This window comes from Gilliamella sp. X-46 (assembly GCF_057063525.1).
The window spans coordinates 112,704-138,141 of record NZ_JBXSQH010000001.1; the positions used below are offsets into that span (position 1 = coordinate 112,704).

A 25,438-nucleotide genomic window follows, 5' to 3' on the forward strand; every position below is an offset into this window, starting at 1 on the left:
TTCTTTATTTCTATGCTACTAAGCAAATATGAGTATTGGTTATAATTTTATTGCTATTGGTATTTTGATTTTATTCATTTATTATTAAATTTTATTGTTAAACTACTCTTGATTTTTTAAATAAAAAAACAGGGCATAGTACCCTGTACTGGAAATGCTTATCAAATTAAAGGTTCTTTTTGATTTCTATCGCAAGGAGCGGATTCCACATAGCACCAGTTGCACTCATAACCGCATCAGCACCACTTTTTATAAATTGATGATAATGTTCACTAGAACTAACACCACCAACGCCTACAATAGCAAATTTTAGATCCATTTGTTTACGATACTTAGCTAAACGGCTCACCATATCTAAACCCGCCCAACGGATTGCATCACCACAAACTCCGCCTTCTTTTCTATTTTCGCCTAATGCAGGATGGCCATGAGCATCAACAGGTTTTGCAGATAACGTGTTAATAGTACTTAAACCATCAATAATGGATCCTACTCGATTGAGTAATGATATAATTTTTTCATCATCAGCAAAATAAGCTAGTTTTAAAATAAGTGGACGATCGGGAACAGCAGTTTTAATTTCATTAACAATTCGTTCAACTTTATCAATATCAAAGCAAAGTAATTTGCTAGCACCTTCATTTGGGCAACTTAGGTTTGCTTCAAGAATTGGAGCATTTGTTTCTCGAACTAATTTTGCCGCTAAAGCATAATCTTTTGCAATTTCACCGTTACCTTGTGTACCTTGAAAACTACCAATAACACATTGACCATGTCCTGCTGATTTGACGGCATCAGCCATATCAGGTTGCCAGACATCTGGAGCAAAAGAAGGAACGCCAAAAGAGTTAGTTATTGATAATGGTTGGCTGTAATTGGTATCAGCTAATACCGTATCTAAATTACATGATAATTTACCGTTAGGATGAACTGATAAAACATTAGGTAATGGATGGCATTTATGTAGCTTAGTTCTTACTGTTTTATATACACATAAGTCAAATCCATAAGCAAAAGCAGCTTTGATATAGTTTGCATTTAATAGTGGACCTGCAGGTTGACCAAATGGTAAATTAACCTCAACATTTAAAAATTTTGAAGGTTTTATTGATACTTGTTGTGCTTTATCTAATTGTCTAAAAAGTCCAAATGGTCCTTGAGCATAATTTTCTTCGTAGCTTATACTTGGATCATAAAAAGGTGTTAAAGATTTCATACTGCCTCCTAATTATACGTGTTATCAACGTAGAATTTATTATTAACCTTGCAATGAGAAATAAAAGAAACGATTTTTAAACCAAAAAAAATCCTCCATGAAGGAGGATTAAAAAATAGAATAAATAGAAAATCGAAAGTTGATTTTAATCTGTTAGTTGGTATTACAAACATTCCGATGTTCTCTTTGCGTTATATTTCAAAGCATTCTATCTCAACAAATTTAAAGTTCAACATAAAAAACACAAAAAATATATAACTAAATGAAAAAGTTACAGTGTTTTTTTTTAGATTTTTAATGACATATCCGATACTTTAAAAACGATAAGATATCAAAAATCGGTAAAATCTTATTTTATTAATATCGATAATTTTCTAATTGATTAATAAAGCTAAAAAAATTTCTGTCGCAAAAATGATACTTATCATTGTTCAATACTAATGAAACTAATGTAAGTGGAGAATGATTATTGGTAATGTTATTATCGTTGATAACTATAAAGATTAAATGATAATGGTTAGATATAAAAAATGAGAAATGAAAATATTTTTAAGTCATTCACTTTGCCTAATGGTGTTGAACTAAAAAATCGCATAATGATGGCACCAATGACAACTTGTTCTGGTTTTTATGATGGTTCTGTTACGCATGACTTGATTGAATATTATCGAGCAAGATCAGGATCAATTGGCACCATTATTGTCGAATGTGGATTTGTTGATAATAAAGGATTGGCTTTTCCTGGAGCTATTGGTTTAGATAGTGATGATAAGATTGAAGGGTTAGCAAAAATAGCGCAAGCCATCAAAGAAAAAGGTTCGAAAGCGGTTATTCAAGTTTATCATGGTGGAAGAATGGTGGAGCCTAAACTTATCGGAGGTCAATTGCCAGTAGGACCTAGTGCTATTGCAGCCCCTCGCCCAAATTCGCCCACTCCAATTGAATTAACGGCAGAAGAGGTAGAAGAAACAATTGATAAGTTTGGTCAAGCTGTACGTCGAGCGATTCAAGCTGGCTTTGATGGTGTAGAGATTCATGGTGCTAATACTTATTTAATTCAGCAATTTTATTCACCTAATTCAAATCAAAGAAACGATAAATGGGGTGGGAACCGTGATAATCGTACGCGATTCGCGCTTGCTGTTTTAGATATTACCCATAATATGGTTAAGCAATATGCAATATCTAAATTTATTGTTGGATACCGTTTTTCTCCTGAAGAGTTAGAAGTTCCGGGAATTCGTTTTGATGACTCAATGTATTTGCTTGAAAAATTGGCTGAAAAAGGACTTGATTATATCCATTTTTCAATGGGCGATACGCTTAGACCATCAATTGTTGATACACAAGATCCGACTCCATTAATTAAAAAATATGTGACAATGCGTTCTGCAACATTAGCAAAAATTCCCGTTGTAGGCGTCGGTAATATAGTTAATCAAAGTGATGCGGATGATGCGATTGAGCATGGTTATGATTTAGTTGCTGTAGGACGTGCTTGTATAGCTTATCCTGATTGGGTTGACCGTATTGAAAAAGGTGAGAAATTAGAATTATTTATTAATAGTGATAAGCGTGAAACGCTTAATATTCCAGAACCTTTATGGCGCTTTTCTCTTGTCGAGAGTTTGATTCGTGATGTGAATCTTAATGTAAAAAAATTCAAACCAGGTCATTATCAAGAAAAAGTTAATGATGAGTCTTACGAGTTTTTAATTAACGTTGAGCTGGGTAAAGATTTTATAAAAGATATGCAATTAATTAATGCCCAAAATTTTGATAATGAAGTTTTGGATAATTTTGCTGAAATTAAACATAGGATTATTGACTCAAATAGCTCACATGTTGATGCAATTTCTGGCGCAACAACACAATGTGAAGCGTTTAAAAAAGCCGTAACCAAAGCGATGGCAAAATCTAATAAAGAGGCGATTATTGCCGAAGGTGGTGATCCTAATGATCGAGCTTTTGATGTTGTGGTTGTTGGTAGTGGTGGAGCAGGGCTTACTGCTGCGATTCAAGCTCATGATCTTGGTGCAAGTGTCGTTATTGTTGAACAAATGTCTGTAATAGGTGGTAATACCAATAAAGCTTCAGCGGGTATGAATGCGGCTGAAACCAAATTCCAAAAACAAAAAGGGATTGTTGATAGTAAAGATCTATTTTATCAAGAAACCATGACCGGAGGTAAAAACAAAAATAATCCTGATTTACTTCGTTATTTTGTTGAAAATGCACCAGATGCAATTAATTGGTTAGATGATAATTACATTAAACTTAGTGGGATTACTACAACGGGGGGAATGAGCATTGATCGGACTCATCGACCAGAAAGTGGTGCTGCTGTTGGTGGTTTTTTAATTAGTGGTCTAGTTAAAAATATTAATAAACGAGGTATTGAAGTTATACTTGATACTGCTGTGACTGAAATTGTCACTGAACATCATAAAGTGACAGGTGTTAAAGTTTCAGAAGAAGACGGTTCGATCCATTTTATAAAAGCTAAGGCAGTTATTATTGCAACTGGTGGATTTAGTGCCAATACCGCAATGGTTGAAAAATATCGTCCTGACCTTAAAGGATTTGTGACCACTAATCATAAGGGTGCAACTGGTTCTGGAATTGAGATATTAGAAAAATTGGGCGCTGGAACTGTCGATATGGGTGAAATTCAAATCCATCCAACGGTTGAACAGACAACGTCTTATTTAATTTCTGAATCCATCCGTGGTGGTGGAGCGATTCTGGTATCGAAAAAAGGTCAACGATTTGTTAATGAACTTGATACAAGGGATAAAGTATCAGCTGAAATTATTAAATTACCTGAACATTATGCTTATATTTTGTTTGATCAGCAAGTTCGTGATGAAAACAGAGCCGTTGAAGAGTATGTTGCAAACGAGCTTGTTATTCAAGCAAATACTCTTGAAGAATTAGCACAAAAGTTATCGATTGATGGCGACGCATTAGTTAAAACAATTGAACGTTACAATCAGTTTACGTCAACTAAGCATGACCAAGACTTTGGCAGAATAACAGGCATGCGCCATCCGATCAAAAAAGGGCCTTTTTATGCAATAAAAATTGCACCAGGTGTGCACCACACGATGGGAGGGGTCACTATTAATACCCAAACACAAGTGTTGAATACCGATAAACATGTGATTCAAGGTGTATTTGCTGCTGGCGAAGTCGTAGGTGGTGTTCATGGAGCTAATCGTATTGGTGGCAATGCTGTCGCCGATATCATTATCTTTGGTATGCAAGCAGGTAAAAAAGCGGCTGATTATATTAAACACTAATTTGTTACAACTATTTTGAGTTTGTTTAGCATGGTAAATGTAAACTATGAATACACTCAACATTTGATGGGAACAACGGTTTCATTAATGCTTTTTGAGCCTAATGAAACCGCAGTGCAAGCTGTTTTTCAAACCATAAAAATGCTTGAGGATAAACTGACCGTTAACAGGTCATCATCAGAAGTTATGTCTATTAATTTAGCTGCAGGACACCATCCCGTTATAGTGAGCCGTTCTGTTTTTTCTTTGATTGAACAAGCGCAAAAAATAAGTCTATATTTTAATAGTTGCTTTAATTTTGCTATTGGTCCCTTAGTTAAACTTTGGAAAATTGGTTTCAATGGTTATCAAGTTCCATCTGCTAAGTTAATTAGAGAAAAACTGTTGTTAATTGATCCTAAAAATATTGAACTTGATGCAAACACATATTCTGTTTTTTTAAAAAAACCAGGAATGGAAATTGATTTAGGTGCAATTGCTAAAGGATATATTGCTGATGTTGTCAAATCAATTTTACACCAACATCAAGTGTACAAAGGTATCATTAACTTAGGTGGTAATGTATTAACATTAGACTCATCTTTAACAGATGGTAACGGCTATTGGCATATAGGATTAAGAAAACCCTTTTCCACTAATGGAAAACTATCTGGAATTATAAAAGTTAAAGATAAATCAGTTGTCACATCCGGCATTTATGAGCGTTTTTTTATACAAAATGATCGTCTTTATCATCACCTATTAAACCCTCAAACAGGTTACCCATTAAATAATGAATTAGAAAGCGTAACTATCATTTCAGATTCTTCATTAGAGGGTGATATTTACTCAACCGTCTTTTATGGATGGGGAGTTGATAAAAGCAGACAATACTTGCAAAAGCATCAAAACTTGTCGGCTATCTTTTTGTTAAAAAATAAAACAGCCATATTAGTAAACCCCGATAATTTTATTTTTCAACAAATTGATACTCAATATCAAATAAAGACTGATTAGAATTAAATTTTTGATTCAAAATATTTCAAAAAAGATACTGATTTTATTGATTTTTTTCTTGGATTTGTTTGATGTATTTTAATTCAAAGGTAAACTAATTTCAATAAAAAGTTGTCAGAAAAGGTATTGATTTTATTGAAGTTTTTATACTGATGTTAGTGCGATAAATTTGGCCAATAATAGTATGAGTAGTAGCATAATTGTAACAGAATTAAATCTTAACTTATTAAAATATTTAAATTTAAAAGGAAAATACTATGAATTTAGCAAAGAAACCTCCAGTGAAATGGCCTGCGCTCATCATTATTGCGGCAATTTCCGCGTTACTTTGGTTATATGTCTCACTACCGGAAGGTATTAGCCAAGAAGGTTGGCAAACGAGTATTATTTTTGTTGCCACCATAGCTTGCATTGTGGCTGAAATAATGCCAATTGGGGCAATTGGTTTATTAGCAATTACCGTTTTTGCCGTATTAAAACCATCTGGTGCAACCTCCGCAACTGAATCGATAAAAATTTCGTTAAGCGAATTAAATAGTAGTCTTATTTGGCTGATTGTTATTGCTTTCATGATCGCTCGTGGTTTTATCAAAACTGGTTTAAGTAAACGCATTGCATATTATCTTGTTAAAATGTTAGGTAAAAATACATTGGGGCTTGCTTATGGTTTATCTGTCACTGATATTGCATTGGCACCCGCTATTCCAAGTACCACGGCTCGTGCTGGTGGTGTAATATATCCAATAGCAGAGGCTTTAGCCATTAACTTTAATTCAAATCCTAAAGATGAATCAAGAAATCGCATTGGTACCTTTTTAATGTTAACAATTAGCCATATGAATGATATCACCTCGGCAATGTTCTTAACGGCATTTACTGGCAACTTATTAGCTGCTAAATTAGTCACCACATCGCTAGGTATTACACTCGGGTGGGGGCAATGGTTTGTAGCAGCCATTGTGCCATGTTTAGTTTCATTTGTTGTGATTCCTTTGGTAATTTATTTTCTAATTAACCCAGAACTCAAAAGAACCCCAGAAGCACCAAAATTAGCTGCTGAAGAATTAAAAAAAATGGGGTCAATTACAGTTAAAGAAATTATTATGGGGAGCACTGTTCTTTTATTATTAGTGCTTTGGATTTTTGGCAAAAATGTTGGTATTGATTCAACAACTACAGCCTTTATTGGTTTGACTATTTTGATCTTAACTGGAGTATTAAGTTGGGATGATGTAAAAGGTGAAAAAGCGGCTTGGGACACATTAATTTGGTTTGCGGCATTACTTATGATGGCAGACCAAGTAAATAAATTGGGTGTAACTAAATGGCTTGGTGACACAATAGGTAGTGCTGTAAAAGGTCATCTAGGTGAAAGTAGTTGGGTGTTGGTCTTAATTATTTTATGTGTTGCTTATGTTTATTTACACTACTTTTTTGCGAGTGGGAATGCTCATATTGCCGCATTATTTCCCGTATTTTTATCTGTCTCCATTGCCCTTGGTGTGCCACAACTCATAGCTATTTTTGCATTAGTTATTTGTACTAATTACTTTGGTTCAATTACTCAATTTGCAAATGCGAGAAATCCATTATTATTTGCAGAAGGCTTTGTGCCAGTAAAAACATGGTGGAAAGTGGGGTTTATTTGTAGTGTTGTGAATCTAATAATTGTCTTTACTGTCGGTATTTTGTGGTGGAAGATCATTGGTCTTGGTTAATAACAAGTAGATAATTCTATTCTTAATATTGTAATACCGCCACCCTAGTTGGCGGTATTTTTATGTATTTTCATTGTTAACTAATTACAATCGATAGTTTCCAATCATTAACTGTTTTCCAATATTTTTGTTCTTGTTCCAAATCAAGCAATATTAATTTGTTATTTTCAACAAAATTTTGATTAATTTCTAAAGTCACATTAGTGAGTTTATTTTTTAATAATTTTAATTGAAATGCCTGTAAATCAATCTCAGGATTTCTTTGATTATTGATTAGTATAGACAATCTTAAAATCTGCATTAACGATATGATATGTTTGTATTCAAATAAACTAAAATAAGGTATTGCATCAATATTGATCGACTTTCTATGGTAACGGACAAGAGTAGATAACAGTAACTGCTGTTCTTCATTAAATCCAGGTAAATTACTGTTTTGTAAGATATAACTTGAATGCTTATGGATAGAAGAAAAGTTGATTTTTAATCCAACTTCATGCAACTGAGCAGCCCAATATAAAATAGATTCAAGATTAGGAGGAATAGTCATTGATGCTTGTTGTTGCCATTGTGAAAAGAAATATTTTGCAGTTTTAACCACTTGCTTGGCATGACGTTTATCTATGTTGTAATGCTCAGAAAGTGATTGTGCGGTGTTTTGCCTAATATCTTGGTAATTAGGACCGTCGATTAATTCATAAAATACGCCTTCTCGTAATGCACATGGGCTAAATTGTAAAGCCTCTAATCCAAGCGCATTAAAAACACCACTAAATATAGCCAGTCCGCTAACAAATACGTTTTTTCTTTCTTTGGAAAGTGAAGGATAGTCAATATCATAAAAAGAATCGAATTCTAAAACATAACTAATTAAATCATCCAACCTTTTAGGCGTAATAATGCCATCACTAACACCAAGATCTAATAATATCTGATAAATCGATTTTATGGTTCCCGATGTGCCAAATGCGGCAGTAATATTCAATTTTTTTATTGCATTAATCATACCTTCAATTTGTTGTTCGGCAGCAAGTTTTGCCTGTTGAAAAGAAGCAGAATTAATTTTTTGTTCATGAAAAAAACGTTTCGCGTAAGTAACACAACCCATCGGGCGGCTAGCAACGATCACGGGGTTTAAATCATTTCCTTTTCCTATTGCAATTTCAGTCGATCCACCGCCAATATCAATGACAAATTTTGTATCAGTTGACGATGTTGATTCAGCAGTCATTGTACCTAAATAAACAAGACGAGCTTCTTCCTGACCTGAAATAATTTCAACAGGAAAAGGGAATACCTTAGCTGCAGCTGTTAAAAATTCATGTCTATTTTTTGCAACTCGTAATGTATGAGTTGCAACAACCCGAACATGCTCAGGAGGGAATCCATTTAATCGCTCTGCAAATAATGCAAGACATTCCACACCTCGCATTATGCTTGATTCACTCAGTTTATTATTAGCATTAAGCCCCGTTGCTAAGTGTATATTTTTTTTATTTTTATAAATAATCTGTATTGCACCATTAATGATCCGGGCAATTACCATATGGAAGCTATTTGAACCAAGATCGACTACCGCATATTCATTGAATTTATTCATTTTAAAGTCCTTATGCAAATGATTCCAACTGCTTCAAATAATCATAAATGGCATATTGGGCTCTGATCTTTTTCTTATTTCCTCTTTGCACATAATTGTTTGTTGCGTCTTTATCAATAATGCGAGCTTTGACATTATCATTGCACTGTATGTCAAAAATACTATGAATAGTTGATTTTATTATTGAGTCAAAGATTTTTACTCCCACTTCAATACGATTATCGATATTACGAGGCATCCAATCTGCAGAGGAGATGTAAGTGTCTTTTTTCCCTTCATTTTCAAAGATATACACACGAGCATGTTCTAAAAATTGATCCACAATACTGGTAACATAAATATTTTCGCTTAAATTAGGTATTTGTGGCACTAATACACAAGTACCTCGCACAATCATTCTAATTTTCACACCAGCACACGATGCACGGTAAAGTTCGTCGATCATTTCTTTATCGGTAAGTGCGTTAAGTTTTAGATAAATTCCTGACTTTTTACCTGCTTTGGCATTGCTTATTTCGCGTTCTATAAATTCATTGAATCGTAATCGCGTATTTTGTGGTGAAACAAGTAAATGATTGAAAGCGACTGGTTTAAATGGATTTTCAATAAAATTAAAGACTTTTTTGACTTCTTCGGTAATAGCAGGATCTGCCGTTAACAGTGAAAAGTCTGTATAAATTCGTGCAGTTCTTTCATTAAAGTTACCTGAACCAATATGAGCATAGCGAACAATTTCATCGTTTTCTTTACGATCGATCAAAAATAATTTCGCGTGAATCTTGAGTTTTGGTTGTGAATAAATAACTTTAATACCACTGCTAATTAGTCGTTTTGCCCATTTTATATTGGCTTCTTCGTCAAACCGTGCTTGTAATTCGACAACTACGGTAACTTTTTTACCATTATTGGCCGCATTAATTGCAGCGTGAATAAAGCGCGAGTCTTTGGCTACTCGATAAATGTTCATTCGAATATGTGTAACTGAAGGATCAAACGAGGCTTGTCGCATGATTTCTAGAACATGGCCAAAAGAGTAGTAAGGATAATAGAGCAATACATCTCGATCTTTAATCGCATCAAATGCATTACGAAATTGTTTAAATCGATTATAACTTAAGTTTGGAATTTTTTTATTTAATAGGCTCTTTTGTCCAAAATCAGGGAATTTAACAAGATCTTTAAAATTAGGATAACGGCCTCCAGGCATTGCATCTTGTTCAGTTAATCGTAATTTATTGATCAATAATTCAAACAACGCTTTGGGCATGTCTTTTTGATAAGTAAAACGTACTGGCTGTGCGGTTAAGCGTTGTTTTAGGCCTTGGGACATCAGTTCAAGTAAACTGTCTAACTCTGTATTTAATTCGTATTCAGCATCTCTATTGATGTTAATTGAATAAGCATTTAATTCTTTGGCATCAAAAAACACTTTAAAAATATCGGATAAACAGTAGCGCAATATGTTGTCAAGAAAGATGATGGACTTATTTTTAGTTGATACTTCTGACGGTAATAATACAAAACGAGGAATATTATCTGTCGGTAGTTCAAGTAGTGCATAACTGATGCTATCCTCACAAATAATTTCTACAGCTAAATAGGCATGATCATCTTTTAAAAATTGAATAAGTTCAGTGTGACTATCAAGTAAAATAGGGGTAATGTATTGTCTAAGATTTTGTTTATAATAATTTTTTATCCAATTTTCTTGGTATGATGAAAGCTGCCTTTCGTTAATCAAAAAGATTTGATTTCTAGCCATTTCCAATAACAAATCATTATAGAGTTGGTCAAACTGTAATTCTAATTGTATAACTTTTTGATTGACTTGGCGTAATAAGTTTTTAGCATTAGACGAAGAATGAGCTTGCTCTTGTTCTATAAGTACATATTTTTTTAAGTTAGCAAACTGTACTTTATAAAATTCATCAAGGTTACTTGAGTATATGCCTAAAAAATGTATTCTCTCAATAAGAGGATTACTTTTATCTGCAGCTTCTTGTAAAACTCGCTGATTGAAAGATAACCAGCTAAGTTCTTTAGGTAAATAGACTTTTTCTTCAATCATGTTAGTTTTTTAAACGTTATTAATAATATTTTATACAGAATAACTTATGTGAAAAAAAAAGCTAGCAGATAGCTAGCTTTTATTTTATATAGATTGGAAATTTAATGTTTAGATACGGTGAACTGATGTTGTGTTAGTGGTTCCACTCGGTACTAGCGCACCAGAAACCATCACAATGATATCGCCCTGTTTTAAGCCACACACTTTTAAAGCCATCTCTTTACCTAAACGATAAAAATCGTCCGTTGAGTTAATTGAATCAATCAAAATAGGTTCCACGCCTTTAGTAACGGCTAATTGATTTACCGTTTTTTGACTTGATGAAAGCGCTAAAATGCGAGCTCTTGGGAAGTAATGACGAACTTCACGAGCTGATTTACCACTACGAGTTGCAACAACAATTAATGGCGCATTTAAGCGCTCAGCAATTTCGACAGCACCACAACATACAGCGGCTGTTATGCTTAATTTTTCTTCTTTGGATGTTAATTCTAATGAGGCAGGAATTGTTTTATCAGTGCGTTTGCAGATAGTTGCCATAACATTGACTGTTTCAAGTGGATATTTACCTTTAGCACTTTCACCAGATAACATCACCGCATCAGTACCATCAATAATTGCATTAGCCACATCGCCAGCTTCAGCACGAGTTGGACGTGGATTTTTGATCATTGAATCAAGCATTTGTGTTGCAGTAATGACTGGTTTAGAGGCTTTATTACATTTTTTGATCATCATTTTTTGAGCAAAAATAACTTCTTCAACTGCAATTTCAACACCTAGATCGCCACGAGCAACCATTATACCATCAGAAGCTTCAAGAATTTCATCAAAATTATCTAAACCTTCTTGGTTTTCGATTTTAGAGATGATTTTAATGTCTTCCCCGCCATGAGCTTTTAAGTGGGCACGAATATCTTCAACATCAGAACGTTTACGAATAAATGATGCAGCAATAAAGTCAACGCCTTGTTCACAACCAAAAATAAGGTCGTTTTTATCTTTTTCTGCAAGTGCTGGTAACTTAATTGAAACACCCGGTAGATTGATACCTTTATTTTCACCAAGATCACCATTATTTAAAACTGTACAGATAACTTCATTACCTATGATTTCTTTAACATCCATGGCAATTAAGCCATCATCGACAAGTACACGATTACCAGGTTTAAGGTCATGAGCAAATCCATCATAAGTCACAGCTACTCGTTGGGCATTTCCAACAACTGTTTTATCTGTTGTAAAGGTAAATGTTTGACCTGCGACAAGTGATACATCATTACCACCTTCTAGTTTAATAGTACGGATTTCAGGCCCTTTGGTATCTAGCATGATGGCCGCTTTTAAACCTGTTTCTTGCATTACTTCGCGTAAGTTTTTAATACGGTTGCCATGCTCTTCATAATCACCATGTGAAAAGTTTAAACGCATAACATTCATGCCTGCATTTAATAATTTTGCTAACATTTCTTTTGATTCAGATTTTGGCCCGATGGTACAAACAATTTTTGTCTTTTTCATAATAGTATCTACTTAGTAATTTATTTAATGTTAAAGTTTTTAATCAATTTAAAAATTCGATAAACCAGTATTACGCAAAAAAAAACCAATGACAAAGCATTGGTAAAATATTATTGGTAAAAGAGTGTTTTGTAGCTTTAAACAGCTACCAAAGTTGCACAAGTTATTTGAAGAATATAATAATTTCATCAATAAGTTAAATCCTTTAAAAATTGTTCTTATTATATTCTTAACGGTATTTTAAATAAAGGTTTTTATCTTAAATTTATTTTATTGTTTGTTAAAATAATTGAATTATAGCAACTTAGCAAAACGATTTGTGTCAAATGTTTCAAAAAACGAAACATTTGAGTTACATAAGATCCTTAAGTTGATAGATTAGCTCGTTTTCGTGGTTCTTTAAGATCAATTGATTATTGGTTAAATTGATTTCAGCACCATTAGTAATTAATTGTTCAATAATGTAATCTAATTGATTTAATTGATCATCATTACAAAGCATTTTGGTCATTGCAACTGTGCCTTTAATGTTGTTTTTATCTAAAATAACTTGACCTGAAAACTGGTTACACATTTTGCCTGTGATAGTCATTTTTTCACTGAATATAAGCTCGGCTTGATCATCTAATGGAATGTGCTGACCATTTGCACTAATTAATACAAAACGGTGATGCATAAGATCAGTATCTTGTATCTTACTCGATTTATGGCATCCAGACATAACTAAAGCAACAGTAAATAGAGAAATTAGCAATAATGTTTTTTTCATATGAACTCCTAATGATAGGTTAAATTTGCTATAATTAAATCTAATTATGATGTTAATTAAAAATATCTGACTCTCTATGTTATCTCAAAAACAATTAAAAAACCTTGATTCAATGACTTTCTTAGATAAGCACAAAATAATAAAATTTGCCCAGAAAAGTCAAACTATAACTAATATAGATTCAGCCATACAAAATGCTAAGTTACATTACCAAGCTAGAATAGATTCATTACCAAAGAGCATTGATTTTCCTGATAATTTACCTGTCGTTGAAAAAAAACAAACAATTTATGACGCAATTAAGCATCATCAAGTGGTCATAATCGCAGGTGAAACAGGTTCAGGAAAAACCACGCAAATTCCTAAAATCTGTCTAGAGTTGGGCTTAGGCGTAAAGGGATTTATAGGTCATACCCAACCAAGGCGGTTAGCCGCGCGTTCAGTGGCTAATCGTATTGCTGATGAGTTGAAAACAGAAATAGGGCAATTAGTTGGTTTCAAAGTCAGATTTTCTGATCATGTTAGTGAAACAACACTGATTAAATTAATGACTGACGGTATATTGCTTGCTGAAATTCAAAAAGATAAACTTTTATTACAATACGATACTATTATTATTGACGAAGCTCATGAACGTAGCTTAAACATTGATTTTATTTTAGGATACCTTAAACAATTATTACCTAAACGTCCAGACTTGAAGGTTATAATAACATCGGCAACGATTGATGTGGAGCGTTTTTCTAAACATTTCAATCAAGCACCGATTATTGAAGTATCTGGTCGCACCTATCCTGTTGAAGTTAGATATCGTCCTTCAATATTAGGTGACGATGATAATTGCAACGATAAAAATAGTGATTTTCAATCCATCATAGATGCGATTGATGAACTTTCAGCAGAAAGCCATGGTGATATACTTATTTTTCTAACTGGTGAAAGAGAAATTAGAGATCTTGCCGATACACTTAATAAATTGGATCTTCGTCATACTGATATCTTACCATTATATGCAAAGCTATCAGCATCAGAACAAAATCGGATTTTCCAGTCGCATACTAAAAGGCGAATAATTCTAGCAACAAATGTGGCAGAAACATCGTTGACGGTGCCTGGAATTAAATATGTTATCGATACGGGTTTAGCTAGGATTAGTCGCTATAGTTATCGCACTAAAGTTCAACGTTTACCGATTGAACCGATATCTCAAGCCTCAGCCAACCAACGAAAAGGGCGCTGTGGACGAACCTCAGATGGAATCTGCATCCGGTTATATGATGAACAAGATTTTTTATCTCGTCCTGAATTTACCGATCCTGAAATTTTACGTACAAATTTAGCATCGGTGATATTACAGATGACCTCGTTAGGTTTAGGTGACATTGCAGCATTTCCTTTTGTTGAAGCACCTGATGCAAAATATATTCGTGATGGCATTCGATTGTTAGAAGAACTTGGTGCAATATTTATTAAACATTATCGATATCATTTAACTGAAATAGGACGAATTTTAGCGCAATTACCCATCGATCCAAGATTGGCCAGAATGCTGGTTGAAGCAAGGCGATTGGGTTGTACTAAAGAAGTGATGATAATTACTGCAGCTTTGTCTATCCAAGATCCTAGAGAAAGACCTTTTGATAAACAGCAAATCTCTGATGAAAAACATCGTCGTTTTGTTGATAAGGAATCTGACTTTATATCTTTAATTAATTTATGGAATTATATTAAAGAACAACAAAATATATTATCCGTAAATCAATTTAGACGATTGTGTCAAAAAGAATTTTTAAACTACCTTCGGATTCGAGAATGGCAAGATGTTTATACACAAATTAGACAAACCATTAAACAATTAGCGTTCCCTATAAATAGTAAAGCAGCAGATTATAATTCATTACATGTTTCATTACTAAGCGGTTTATTATCCCATATTGGAATGAAAGAACTTGAAAAGCATGAGTATATTGGGGCACGAAATATTAAGTTTGCAATTTTTCCTAATTCGGCACTTTTCAAAAATCAACCTAAATGGTGTATCGCTAGTGAATTAATTGAAACTAGCCGGCTATGGGGAAGAACAGCAGCTAAAATTGAAGCTGAATGGATTGAGCCTATAGCAAAACATTTGGTGAAATATAGTTATAACGAACCAAGGTGGTCCAAAAAACAGGGTACAACTATTGCAAACGAAAAAGTGACATTATTTGGTTTACCTATTGTTGCTAGCCGAATAGTGAATTATAGTAAAATCGACCCTATATTAAGTCGTTCTCTATTTATTCGTCACGCTTTGGTTGAAGGTGATTGGTTTACCAATCATCAGTTTTATAAAAAAAATAAAAAATTGATTAATGAGGTTGAAGATCTTGAGCATAAATCTCGTCGGCAAGATATTTTAATAGATGATGATGAACTTTTTGATTTTTATGATAAGCGAATAGATAAATCAGTCGTGTCATCTAAACATTTTGATGCTTGGTGGAAACAAAAACAGAAATCAGAGCCTGACTTTCTTAATGTTGAGAAAGAGATGTTGATCAAACAATCGGCACAACTAGTTAATTTAAATGACTTTCCTGATTTTTGGAATCAAGATAATTTGAAATTAGCACTGAATTATCAATTTGATATCGGACACAAACGTGACGGCGTCACGATAAAAATACCTCTTAATCTATTAAACCAAATTAAAAATAGGGGATTTGATTGGCTGGTACCCGGTTTTAGAAAAGATTTAATTATTGCATTAATTAAATCATTACCTAAATCATTGCGCCGAAATTTTGTTCCAGCGCCAAATTATGCTGATGCATTTTTGAGTAGAGGTATTTCAACGGATCAACCTTTACTTGAAAGCTTAGAAACCGAATTTCACAAAATGACAGGTGTAAAAGTTTCCCCAGAAGATTGGCAATTGGAGCAAATTCCTGACTATTTGAAGATGACTTTTAGCATTGTTGATCGTAACAATAAAGAAATTGCTGCAAGTAAAGATCTGGTTTTACTAAAAGCACAACTCAAAAATGAACTTCAACAAGCATTGTCATCTTTAACAATTAAGAAAAAGGTTCAAATTGAACAAAATAATTTAACTGAGTGGAATTTCGGCTCTTTGCCTAGTACCTATGAAGAAAATCATAAAAATTATACGATTAAAGCTTATCCAGCAATCATTGACAATCAACATTCTGTAAGCATTAAGTTAATCGATAATCAAGATGAGCAGCAAAGACTTACAAAACTAGGGTTAAGACGCTTGCTTATACTCAATATACCATCACCAATCAAGTATTTACATGAAAAATTACCAAATAAATCTAAATTAGGCTTATACTTCAATGCTTTTGGTACGGTACTGAGTTTAATTGATGACTGCATTGCTTGTGGTGTTGACTATTTGATTGAAAAAAATGGTAAGGTCACTCAAAGCCAAGATGATTATGAGGCATTATTGGATTATACCAAAAGTCATATTAATGATGTTGTGGTTAATATTGCCAAAGAAGTTGAGTCCATTTTGACTTTATTTTACAACATCAGTAAAAAGTTAAAGGGACGCATTGATATATCATTAGCTTTTGCTTTATCTGATATAAAAAAGCAAATAGATCATCTTATCTATAAAGGTTTTGTTGCAAAATCGGGTTATAAACGACTGCCAGATATCAATCGTTATTTATTGGCGATTGAAAAAAGAATTGAAAAACTAATGTTGAATTCCATTAAAGATAGACAATCGATGAATATAATTGAAGAGGTTGAAATTCAATATAAAAAATGGGTGAATAGCTTATCGGAAAACTCAAAATTACAAGAAAAAGTAATAAATATCCGTTGGATGATTGAAGAACTTAGAGTAAATCTATTTGCACAGCAGTTAGGTACTGCATATCCAATTTCAGCAAAACGTATTAAGCAACAAATCGACAAAGTAAAATCTGAGTTGTAACAGTTAATTGAATGAAGATATTTGTTTGATAAAAAAAATAGGGCGCTTGTGCGCCCAATTATCTATATAAATTTATCGATAAAGATCGACAAAAACAGTTATATTCGGACCATTTGAATCATGAGCTACTCTAGCAATATGATAATACTTGGCACCAGCATCAATAGCTCGTTTACCTGCCTGATAAGAAATTTCCTGATCGGTAACATAATAACCTCTGAATTTAATTGTATCAAACGCCACCATTTTAGCTGCAGTTGCATCATTCAATTCTTGAATTTTTCGTCCATCAGAAAGAGTGACAGTGTAACGAGAAGCACGTTGAGGCTCTGTAGCGGAAGTTGTTTCAGATGAAGATGTATTTGTCGTTAAAACAGATGTCGTTTTACTACTAGATTGATCAATAACTTTTACTTTATTATTAAATTTATCCGCATAAAACTTTTCATTAAAAGCTGAAGGAGAGTAGTAACCAGGTTTTTCAACTTGCATTGCTGCTTCACCACCTTGAGCAAGAGCTTGTTGTCCAGCTTCTGAATCATATGGGATAGCATCTTCTGGTTGAAGTTTACGTTCTGGAGCATCTTTCTTAAACAAATAAGCAGCAATTTGTATATTACTACCTAATTCAGACCGAGAATCAATATAATAGGCATAAGCACCTTTTGATGAAGCCTCTTTAGCAATGGCCTGATTTATATCATATTCATTAGGAAAATATCCACGAATACGCACAATATCAAAAGGTTCTAAACGAATTGCTTTAGATTTTGGATATTCATATACACCTTCAAATTTGCGCAAATTTTCAGTTTGTTCTTCAGTCTTAGGTGCATCAGCTTTATATAATTTAGCATAAACAATACGTAAAGTATCATTAGAAGGGCTAATATTGGTGGTAGTTATGAAAAAAGAAACTGCACCTTCTTTATCTGCCGCTTTTGACATAGCTAAAACATAATCATTATCGGTATAAAATGCTCCACGAATAGTTATACTTTTAAATGACTGCAAGTTTTTAGCTTGCTCCTCAGTTAATTGTTGAGCAGCAAATGAGGAAAGAGGGAATAGAGCCATTGTTACTGCAATAAATGTCGTTTTTAAACTTGTCATATATTAAGACCTTACAATAAATTATTGTGATTATTTTAACATAAATAAATTTAATTGCCTAAATCTATCAAAGCATTTAAGTTTTTAATAAATATATATTTTCCTCTAACTGATAAAATATTTTGTTCTTGAAACTTTGATAAGTTTCTACTAATAGTTTCGATTTTTAAGCCTAAATAGTTAGCAATATCAGCTCGACTCATCATAAGTTTGATATTTAATGAGGAATGACCTCGTTGTTCATAATGTCGATAAAGAGAATATATAAAAGTGGCTAGTCTTTCATCTGCTTTTTTCTGTGAATAGCATAATACTAATTTTTGATAATTATCAATACTGGAACTTAGCAAATTAAATACCATGTCTCTAACATTTTTTTGAGTATCAACTAGTGACATAAGTTCGTCATAATAAAGTTCACAAACAAGTGTATTAGTAAGTGATTGAATATTATTGTTATATATTTTAGTTGAAATAGAATCTAAACCAACAATATCGCCAGGTAAATAAAAACCATTAATTTGTTGATTATTATCTGGAGTTGTCACAAAAGTCTTTAATGCTCCCGAATGAATAATATAGAATTTTGTAAAAGGAGTGTTTGCTTTAACTATAATTTCATCTTTGGCATAAGATATTTTTCGGTCTAATATGTTGCCTAACTTATTGTTGTATAATATAGGAATACAAAGAGATCCGATACTACATAATTCACATGGAACGGAATAACTTTTTGAACGTAATAATGTCTTAAAAATGTTTTGCATATTAATGGAAAAAAATGATCATAGTTTATTAATTGATTAGGTTATCATATTTTATAAATAAAACAAAAATTACTCATAATTATTTATTTCATCAGAAATATATCCAAACATATTATTTAACATAATATACATTATGCGCATCACGATAAACGTACGTGAATTCTGTAGATACAAACCATAAAGTCATGCCGTCAATTTAAATTAAGCTACCAAACCCACTAACCCTATAATTAATCTGAAAATTAATAATATATTAACAATAAAATTAATGTATTATAATAATGTATATTATGTTAAATAATATGTTTGGATATATTTTGATTTTATAGCTATAATTTCATTCGGTATTCTAATTTTTTTCCATAAAAATAACATCGCTACCAGGAAGTGGCATTTTTAGAATGTGTTTTTTGATTTGACCCCAAACTTGCATTTCACAAGCTTTACAATTAAACTTTAAAAGTAATTCTTCATTATTTTGAATCAATTTCATTGGTGTAACTTTGGTTTTAACTCCCTGAATCCCTTTTGCTTGTTTTGGACACAAATTAAATGCAAATCGTAAGCAATGTTTCGTTATCATTAATGGTGCATCATCTTTAACTTCATGAGCTTCATAGGCACTTTCGATTAATTCAACTCCATGTTGTGTATAAAATTCTCTTGCTTTATGATTATAAACGTTGGCTAAAAAGCTTAAATGATTTTCAGGATAAATTGGAGCTGGCTTCTGTTCAGGTTTACGTTTTTGGGGATGATAATTCGCTAATCTTGTGGCAGTCAATTTATCAATAGCATCCCGTCTAAATTGGTTTAATTGGCTACTTGGAATGAAATAAATTTTCGATAGATTTACATCAAAATCAGTTAAATAATATATAGATTGACCTAGTTTAGATAAATTATCTCTAATATTTAATAATGATTTATCTGGTTGTTCTGCAAGATCGAATGAGCCCGTTAGTTTTAATTTAACACAAATTCCCTCTTCGCTTTTTGCTTTTAGCTCAATACCATTTTCGATATCATATAGTTCAAATGACACACCAATTCTGCGGTTACTTGATTCTTTTAATAAATTTTGTTGCCACATGTGATCGAGATTTCGATTAACCACATAAGGTAATTTAACTGAAAAAAGTGGTTTAGGGATTTCATTTGGATAAATTCGGTATTGATTGACCGAAAGCTTTTCTACTTTATTGGCTCTGAATCCAAAAATCTCTCGTTTTATCAGTACATTTAAACCATCTCCGTTAGTTAACATTTTCTCGGATTTAATATCGATGGTTTTAGGAGTAATTTTGGTTATCTCTCCAATTTGCAAGCCGATAAATTTAGGTGAATTAAAAGCGCCTATATTCGGTTTTCTTCCGTGCAGAAAATAATCTGTACTTCCTCGATGAAATGTTCGGTTAGGATCTGGTGTAAAAAAGTGTTCTGTTCTACCACTTGATGCTGGTTGTAGATCCGGAGATTGGGTTAAAATATTATCTAATTTTTGACGATAAAAAGCGGTAATATTTTTGACATAACTTAAATCTTTGTAACGTCCTTCTATTTTGAAAGATCTCACACCGGCTTGAATTAAATCACTCAAATTATCTGATTGATTATTATCTTTCATTGATAATAAATGTTTATCGTAAGCAACAATACGACCTTGATCGTCTTTTAAGGTGAAAGGAAGCCGACAAGCTTGTGAACAATCTCCCCGATTCGCACTACGCCCTGTTTGTGCATGAGAGATATAACACTGTCCTGAAAAAGCCACACAAAGCGCACCATGTATAAAAAACTCTATTTTTGCATCAATCTGCTCATTAATTTTGGTTATCTCAGCTAAATTAAGTTCACGAGCCAATACTATTTGTGAAAAACCAACATCAGACAAGAATTTGGCTTTTTCAGGTGTTCTAATATCCATTTGAGTGCTAGCATGCAAATCTATCGGGGGAATATCCAGATTTAAAATACCCATATCTTGCACAATTAACGCATCAATACCCACATCATAAAACTGCCATATTAGTTGTCTTGCTGGTTCAAGTTCATTATCGTGAAGTATGGTGTTTAAGGTCACAAAAACTTTCGCATAATAACGATGAGCAAACTCAACTAATTGGGCAATATCACTTACCGAATTTCCGGCATTATGCCTAGCACCAAAGTTTGGTCCACCAATGTATACAGCATCAGCACCATGTAATATCGCCTGCTTTGCAATTTCGATATTTTTGGCTGGGCTAAGTAATTCTAATTTATTATTGGAGCAATTGTATGGTGGCATTATAAACTCTTTTAAGATATAACTAATTGATAGTTTGATCTTTATTTGACAATTATTATTGTTAATTGAATAATAATTGTCAAAATTTTCAGGAAAACAATACGTTTTATTCTAAAATATATATTAGTTTTGGTAAGTTCTATTTCGTAACGCTTCTATACGTTTTTCTAATGGTGGATGAGACATAAATAATTCGGAAAATTTCGCTTTTTTTGCACCATTAATACAGAATGCTAAGATGGAAGCATCTTCATGAGGTTCATAGCTGGTTTTTAGTTTTTCTAAAGCTGCAATCATTTTTGTACTACCAACTAATTTAGCAGAACCAGCATCTGCGTGAAATTCTCGATAACGAGAGAACCACATAGCTATAAGGCTTGCTAAAATACCAAATACTGTTTCAAAAACCATAACTATCAAGAAATATGCTAATTGTGATAAACCGCGATTACGATCATCCAATGCTTGGGCTACAACAGATGCTAAAATTCGAGAAATAAAAATAACGAAAGTATTAAGCACACCTTGTAATAAGGTCATTGTAACCATATCACCATTAGCAATATGGCTCATTTCATGACCAATTACCGCTTCAGCTTCATCTTGAGTCATAGTATTTAATAAACCAGAACTCACAGCAACAAGTGACCTATTTTTAGTAGCGCCAGTTGCAAAAGCATTAACGTCTTGAGCATCATAAATAGCAACATCAGGCATTTTTATATTAAGATCCGCCGACAACCGACGAACTACATCAAATAGCCATTGTTCTTGGTTATTACTAGGTTGAGTAATAATTTGTCCACCTACTGATCTTAAAGCCATTCTCTTAGATAAAAGAAGAGATATAAACGATCCTCCAAAACCAAATATTGCCGCAAAAATAAGTAAACCTATCGTACTATGTGAATCAACACCTAAAATACTTAGGATAATTCCAAATACAAACATAACTGCTAAGTTAGTTAGAATAAACAACCCTACTCGCATCATAATTTTTCTCTCTTTCGGTATATATCAATTTTTGAATAATTAAATGAAATCATAATATTTCGATTAAAAGTACACAATGTATATAATCGCAAAAATAAATCATAGATACAACTATAAATATAAGTATATTTTAAGATTAAATGACACTTGTTGATTTATTAAACACAATCGAAATAATATTTAGATAATCACTGAAAGGCTTGGAGGAGACTCTATCAGCCACATCCCACACACATACTTTTCACTTTGGCTGCTTCCTTCCGGACCTGACCTGATGAGCAAAAAAATGTTGCAAGAGGACCCATAGAGACTCCATTGAGGAGGAGATATTATGCTTTATTTAAGGAATTAACACAACTATTTTTTTAAAAGGAACTTAGCCTTTCTAGTATCACCAATAAAAGAAAGGCTATTACATTGAGTAATGTGCAATATAACCTTAGTAATTTAGATAACTAAGTTCTTTTCTACACGTTCTCTAAATTTTATTCCAGGTCTAAATGTAACAACGCGACGAGCTGAAATATCTACACTTTCACCTGTTTTTGGATTACGCCCAGGACGTGAGTTTTTATCACGCACTGCAAAATTACCAAATCCAGATAGCTTTACTGGCTCCCCTTTTTCTAAAGCCACACGAATCTCTTCAAAAAAGAGTTCAACAAGGACTTTAGCTTCTTGACGATCAATGTTAAATTTTTCGGCAAGACGATCTGCAATATCTGCTTTAGTTAATGTCATATTATTATTCTCTTAATAGGGCTTTAAAACGATTTTGTAAAGCAATGACGCACTTGCTTACAATGTTTGTTATATCTTCTTCTTCAAGTGTACGCGATTTATCTTGCAAAATCAAACTGATAGCAAGACTTTTTTGATCTTCTTTGATATTTTCACCTGTATAAACATCAAAAAGATTAACCTTTATAAGTTGCTCACCACCTGCTTTTCTACACTCTGATATAATATCTGCTGCAGGTGTTGTCTTTGAAACAATAATAGCAATATCTCGTTTATTAGACGGATATTTCGATAATTCATGAGCAACTGGTACTCTTTTTTGACTAATTTTAGCTAAATTTATTTCAAAAACAAGCGTTTTACTATTTAAAGATAATTTTTTTTCAATTTCTGGATGTAAGACTCCCAAATAGCCTATTAGCTCTTCATTTAAACAAATCGCTGCACTTTGTCCTGGATGCAAGGCCGAGAGCTTGGATCTTTTAAACTGCACTTGCTCGGTACACCCTAAAAGAGAAAAAATTGTCTCAAGGTCACCTTTAATATCGTAAAAATCCACATTATTTTTGGGAAGCTGCCAATGTTCTTCATATAAGCTACCTGAAACAACACCCGACAACATTAGTTCTTGTCGTACACCAAATTCACAGTTTTCATCAGGTATGAAACGCAAACCAGTTTCAAATAATCGGATACGTGTTTGTTGACGATTTTGATTATATAAAACAGCATCTAATAACCCTGACCATAGTGATAAACGCATAGCTGACATTTCACTTGAAATCGGATTAGGTAGCTTGATTCCAAGCTGTTCAGGATGAAGGATTTGCTGAACTTTTGGATCAACAAAGCTATATGTAACGGCTTCTTGATACCCTTTATCAACCAATAAGTCTTTTACTCTTCGTAATGATATTTGACTTTCTGGTTTTGGTTTCATCACTGATTCAATTTTCAGGTTAGCATTTGGGATATTGTTGTATCCGTAAATTCGAGCTACTTCTTCAACTAGATCTTCTTCAATTTGTAAATCAAAACGCCAACTTGGTGATTTTACAACCCACACATTGTCTTTGTATTCAACTTCACAACCGAGTCTAACTAAAATATCAGTGATCTTTTGTGTTTCGATTGCATAACCAATAATACGATCAATTTTATTGCGACGTAACTGGATAGTTGCTTGTACAGGAAGTTCTTCTTTATGTGTTACATCAATAATTGGACCAGCTTTACCACCACAGATATCAATTAATAATTTGCTAGCTCGTTCCATTGCTACAAATTGCAGAGATGGGTCAACTCCACGCTCATAGCGGTGTGATGCTTCTGTATGTAAACCATATTCACGAGCTTTACCTGTTATTGCTAATGGATTAAAAAACGCAGATTCAAGAAACACATCTTTAGTAGATTGCGTTACACCTGATTTTTCACCACCCATAATTCCTGCTAATGCTAAGATTTTTTGGTGATCGGCAATAACTAAGGTTTTATCATTAAGTTTAACTTCATTACCATTAAGTAAAACAAGTTTCTCCTCTTTTTGGGCATAACGAACAATAATACCCTTCTCTATTTCAGCCAAATCGAACGCATGCATTGGATGACCAAGTTCTAATAATACATAGTTGGTAATATCAACGATTGCATCAATAGAGCGGATTCCACCACGGCGTAGTTTTTCTTTCATCCATAATGGCGTTGCGGCATTAACGTTGATGTCTTTAATTACACGACCTAAATAACGTGGTGCTGCTTTCGGTTCATCTACCTGGATTGGTAATGTATCATTAATTGTTGCAGACACACTGTCAACTTTTAGTTCTTTCATAGTAATATTGTTAACTGCAGAAATATCTCTGGCAATGCCAACAGTTCCAAAACAATCCGCTCGATTTGGTGTAACACTAATATCTATTATAACGTCATTAAGATTTAAATATTCACGAATATCCATGCCTAAAGGTGCATCATCTGGTAACTCAATGATCCCATTATGATCATCTGAAATTCCCAATTCAGAATAAGAACAAAGCATTCCTTCTGAAAGTTCGCCTCGTAATTTAGCCGCTTTAATTTTAAAATCGCCAGGTAATACTGCCCCCACTGTTGCACAAGCAACAGTTAAACCTTGACGGCAATTTGGCGCACCACAAACAATATCAAGTAATTCGGCTTTACCTATATCAACTTTTGTTACGCGAAGTTTATCTGCATTCGGATGTTGCATACATTCAACAATTTTACCAACAACTACTCCAGTAAAATCGCCCGCTACTTTTTCGACATCCTCGACTTCTAAACCAGCCATTGTCAATTGATTGGCAAGCGTTTCGCTACTAATTTCTGGATTGATCCATTCACGTAGCCAATTTTCACTAAATTTCAT

General features: G+C 33.2%; 15 protein-coding genes and 1 other RNA gene. 4 read left to right on the forward strand and 12 right to left on the reverse strand.

Annotated elements, in window-relative coordinates; all coding sequences use genetic code 11:
* Positions 1-166: 166 nt before the first annotated feature.
* Positions 167-1,216, reverse strand: a complete 1,050-nt coding sequence (locus ACYIAJ_RS00505; RefSeq protein ID WP_483558257.1) for a dihydroorotate oxidase — start codon at positions 1,214-1,216, stop codon at positions 167-169.
* A gap of 530 nt (positions 1,217-1,746) precedes the next feature.
* Here ACYIAJ_RS00505 and ACYIAJ_RS00510 point away from each other — a divergent pair.
* From ACYIAJ_RS00510 to ACYIAJ_RS00520, 3 genes are all read left to right on the forward strand, one after another.
* Positions 1,747-4,518 (forward strand): flavocytochrome c, encoded by a 2,772-nt coding sequence (locus tag ACYIAJ_RS00510; protein WP_483558255.1) that lies wholly within the window; start codon positions 1,747-1,749, stop codon positions 4,516-4,518.
* 30 nt (positions 4,519-4,548) lie between these two features.
* A complete protein-coding gene (locus tag ACYIAJ_RS00515; RefSeq protein WP_483558253.1) occupies positions 4,549-5,514 on the forward strand; it encodes an FAD:protein FMN transferase in 966 nt (321 codons plus the stop codon).
* Positions 5,515-5,771: 257 nt separating this feature from the next.
* On the forward strand, positions 5,772-7,232 hold the full coding sequence (locus tag ACYIAJ_RS00520) for a DASS family sodium-coupled anion symporter (protein ID WP_483558251.1): 1,461 nt from the start codon (positions 5,772-5,774) through the stop codon (positions 7,230-7,232).
* A 76-nt stretch (positions 7,233-7,308) separates the two neighbouring features.
* Here ACYIAJ_RS00520 and ACYIAJ_RS00525 read toward each other — a convergent pair whose 3' ends face one another.
* The 4 genes from ACYIAJ_RS00525 to ACYIAJ_RS00540 form a co-directional block, all read right to left on the reverse strand.
* Positions 7,309-8,832, reverse strand: a complete 1,524-nt coding sequence (locus ACYIAJ_RS00525; protein ID WP_483558249.1) for a Ppx/GppA phosphatase family protein — start codon at positions 8,830-8,832, stop codon at positions 7,309-7,311.
* Between the two features lie 10 nt (positions 8,833-8,842).
* Positions 8,843-10,900, reverse strand: coding sequence for a polyphosphate kinase 1 (ppk1, locus tag ACYIAJ_RS00530; protein WP_483558247.1), 2,058 nt, complete (start codon positions 10,898-10,900; stop codon positions 8,843-8,845).
* A 108-nt stretch (positions 10,901-11,008) separates the two neighbouring features.
* Positions 11,009-12,421, reverse strand: a complete 1,413-nt coding sequence (gene pykF / locus ACYIAJ_RS00535) for a pyruvate kinase PykF (protein WP_483558245.1) — start codon at positions 12,419-12,421, stop codon at positions 11,009-11,011.
* Positions 12,422-12,773: 352 nt separating this feature from the next.
* On the reverse strand, positions 12,774-13,190 hold the full coding sequence (locus tag ACYIAJ_RS00540; RefSeq protein ID WP_483558243.1) for an META domain-containing protein: 417 nt from the start codon (positions 13,188-13,190) through the stop codon (positions 12,774-12,776).
* 76 nt (positions 13,191-13,266) lie between these two features.
* Here ACYIAJ_RS00540 and hrpA point away from each other — a divergent pair, with 76 nt between their 5' ends.
* Entirely contained in the window at positions 13,267-17,142 is a 3,876-nt protein-coding gene (gene hrpA / locus ACYIAJ_RS00545) for an ATP-dependent RNA helicase HrpA (protein WP_483558241.1), read from the forward strand.
* Between the two features lie 72 nt (positions 17,143-17,214).
* Here hrpA and ACYIAJ_RS00550 read toward each other — a convergent pair whose 3' ends face one another.
* From ACYIAJ_RS00550 to pheT, 7 genes are all read right to left on the reverse strand, one after another.
* Complete coding sequence (locus tag ACYIAJ_RS00550; RefSeq protein WP_483558239.1) at positions 17,215-18,255, reverse strand: YdgH/BhsA/McbA-like domain containing protein; 1,041 nt, start codon at positions 18,253-18,255, stop codon at positions 17,215-17,217.
* A 50-nt stretch (positions 18,256-18,305) separates the two neighbouring features.
* The gene (locus ACYIAJ_RS00555; RefSeq protein WP_483558237.1) at positions 18,306-19,022 is read right to left on the reverse strand and encodes a helix-turn-helix domain-containing protein; all 717 of its coding nucleotides are present in this window, start codon (positions 19,020-19,022) and stop codon (positions 18,306-18,308) included.
* Between the two features lie 349 nt (positions 19,023-19,371).
* Positions 19,372-21,312 (reverse strand): peptidase U32 family protein, encoded by a 1,941-nt coding sequence (locus tag ACYIAJ_RS00560; protein WP_483558236.1) that lies wholly within the window; start codon positions 21,310-21,312, stop codon positions 19,372-19,374.
* A 123-nt stretch (positions 21,313-21,435) separates the two neighbouring features.
* Positions 21,436-22,305, reverse strand: coding sequence for a protease HtpX (htpX, locus tag ACYIAJ_RS00565; protein ID WP_483558234.1), 870 nt, complete (start codon positions 22,303-22,305; stop codon positions 21,436-21,438).
* A gap of 210 nt (positions 22,306-22,515) precedes the next feature.
* Positions 22,516-22,611: signal recognition particle sRNA small type (gene ffs / locus ACYIAJ_RS00570), an RNA gene on the reverse strand.
* A 141-nt stretch (positions 22,612-22,752) separates the two neighbouring features.
* Positions 22,753-23,046, reverse strand: coding sequence for an integration host factor subunit alpha (locus tag ACYIAJ_RS00575; protein ID WP_065637551.1), 294 nt, complete (start codon positions 23,044-23,046; stop codon positions 22,753-22,755).
* Between the two features lie 4 nt (positions 23,047-23,050).
* Positions 23,051-25,438: a phenylalanine--tRNA ligase subunit beta gene (pheT, locus tag ACYIAJ_RS00580; protein WP_483558232.1), complete on the reverse strand. Its 2,388-nt coding sequence runs from the start codon at positions 25,436-25,438 to the stop codon at positions 23,051-23,053.

What these genes read in the sequence shown, in the direction of transcription:
- ACYIAJ_RS00560 (WP_483558236.1), bottom strand. Translation starts at nt 21,312, where the DNA reads ATGCCACCATACAATTGCTCCAATAATAAATTAGAATTACTTAGCCCA.
- ACYIAJ_RS00515 (WP_483558253.1), top strand. Translation starts at nt 4,549, where the DNA reads ATGGTAAATGTAAACTATGAATACACTCAACATTTGATGGGAACAACG.
- ACYIAJ_RS00540 (WP_483558243.1), bottom strand. Translation starts at nt 13,190, where the DNA reads ATGAAAAAAACATTATTGCTAATTTCTCTATTTACTGTTGCTTTAGTT.
- ppk1 (WP_483558247.1), bottom strand. Translation starts at nt 10,900, where the DNA reads ATGATTGAAGAAAAAGTCTATTTACCTAAAGAACTTAGCTGGTTATCT.
- pheT (WP_483558232.1), bottom strand. Translation starts at nt 25,438, where the DNA reads ATGAAATTTAGTGAAAATTGGCTACGTGAATGGATCAATCCAGAAATT.
- pykF (WP_483558245.1), bottom strand. Translation starts at nt 12,421, where the DNA reads ATGAAAAAGACAAAAATTGTTTGTACCATCGGGCCAAAATCTGAATCA.
- ACYIAJ_RS00525 (WP_483558249.1), bottom strand. Translation starts at nt 8,832, where the DNA reads ATGAATAAATTCAATGAATATGCGGTAGTCGATCTTGGTTCAAATAGC.
- ACYIAJ_RS00505 (WP_483558257.1), bottom strand. Translation starts at nt 1,216, where the DNA reads ATGAAATCTTTAACACCTTTTTATGATCCAAGTATAAGCTACGAAGAA.
- ACYIAJ_RS00520 (WP_483558251.1), top strand. Translation starts at nt 5,772, where the DNA reads ATGAATTTAGCAAAGAAACCTCCAGTGAAATGGCCTGCGCTCATCATT.
- ACYIAJ_RS00510 (WP_483558255.1), top strand. Translation starts at nt 1,747, where the DNA reads ATGAGAAATGAAAATATTTTTAAGTCATTCACTTTGCCTAATGGTGTT.
- htpX (WP_483558234.1), bottom strand. Translation starts at nt 22,305, where the DNA reads ATGATGCGAGTAGGGTTGTTTATTCTAACTAACTTAGCAGTTATGTTT.
- ACYIAJ_RS00550 (WP_483558239.1), bottom strand. Translation starts at nt 18,255, where the DNA reads ATGACAAGTTTAAAAACGACATTTATTGCAGTAACAATGGCTCTATTC.
- ACYIAJ_RS00575 (WP_065637551.1), bottom strand. Translation starts at nt 23,046, where the DNA reads ATGACATTAACTAAAGCAGATATTGCAGATCGTCTTGCCGAAAAATTT.
- ACYIAJ_RS00555 (WP_483558237.1), bottom strand. Translation starts at nt 19,022, where the DNA reads ATGCAAAACATTTTTAAGACATTATTACGTTCAAAAAGTTATTCCGTT.
- hrpA (WP_483558241.1), top strand. Translation starts at nt 13,267, where the DNA reads ATGTTATCTCAAAAACAATTAAAAAACCTTGATTCAATGACTTTCTTA.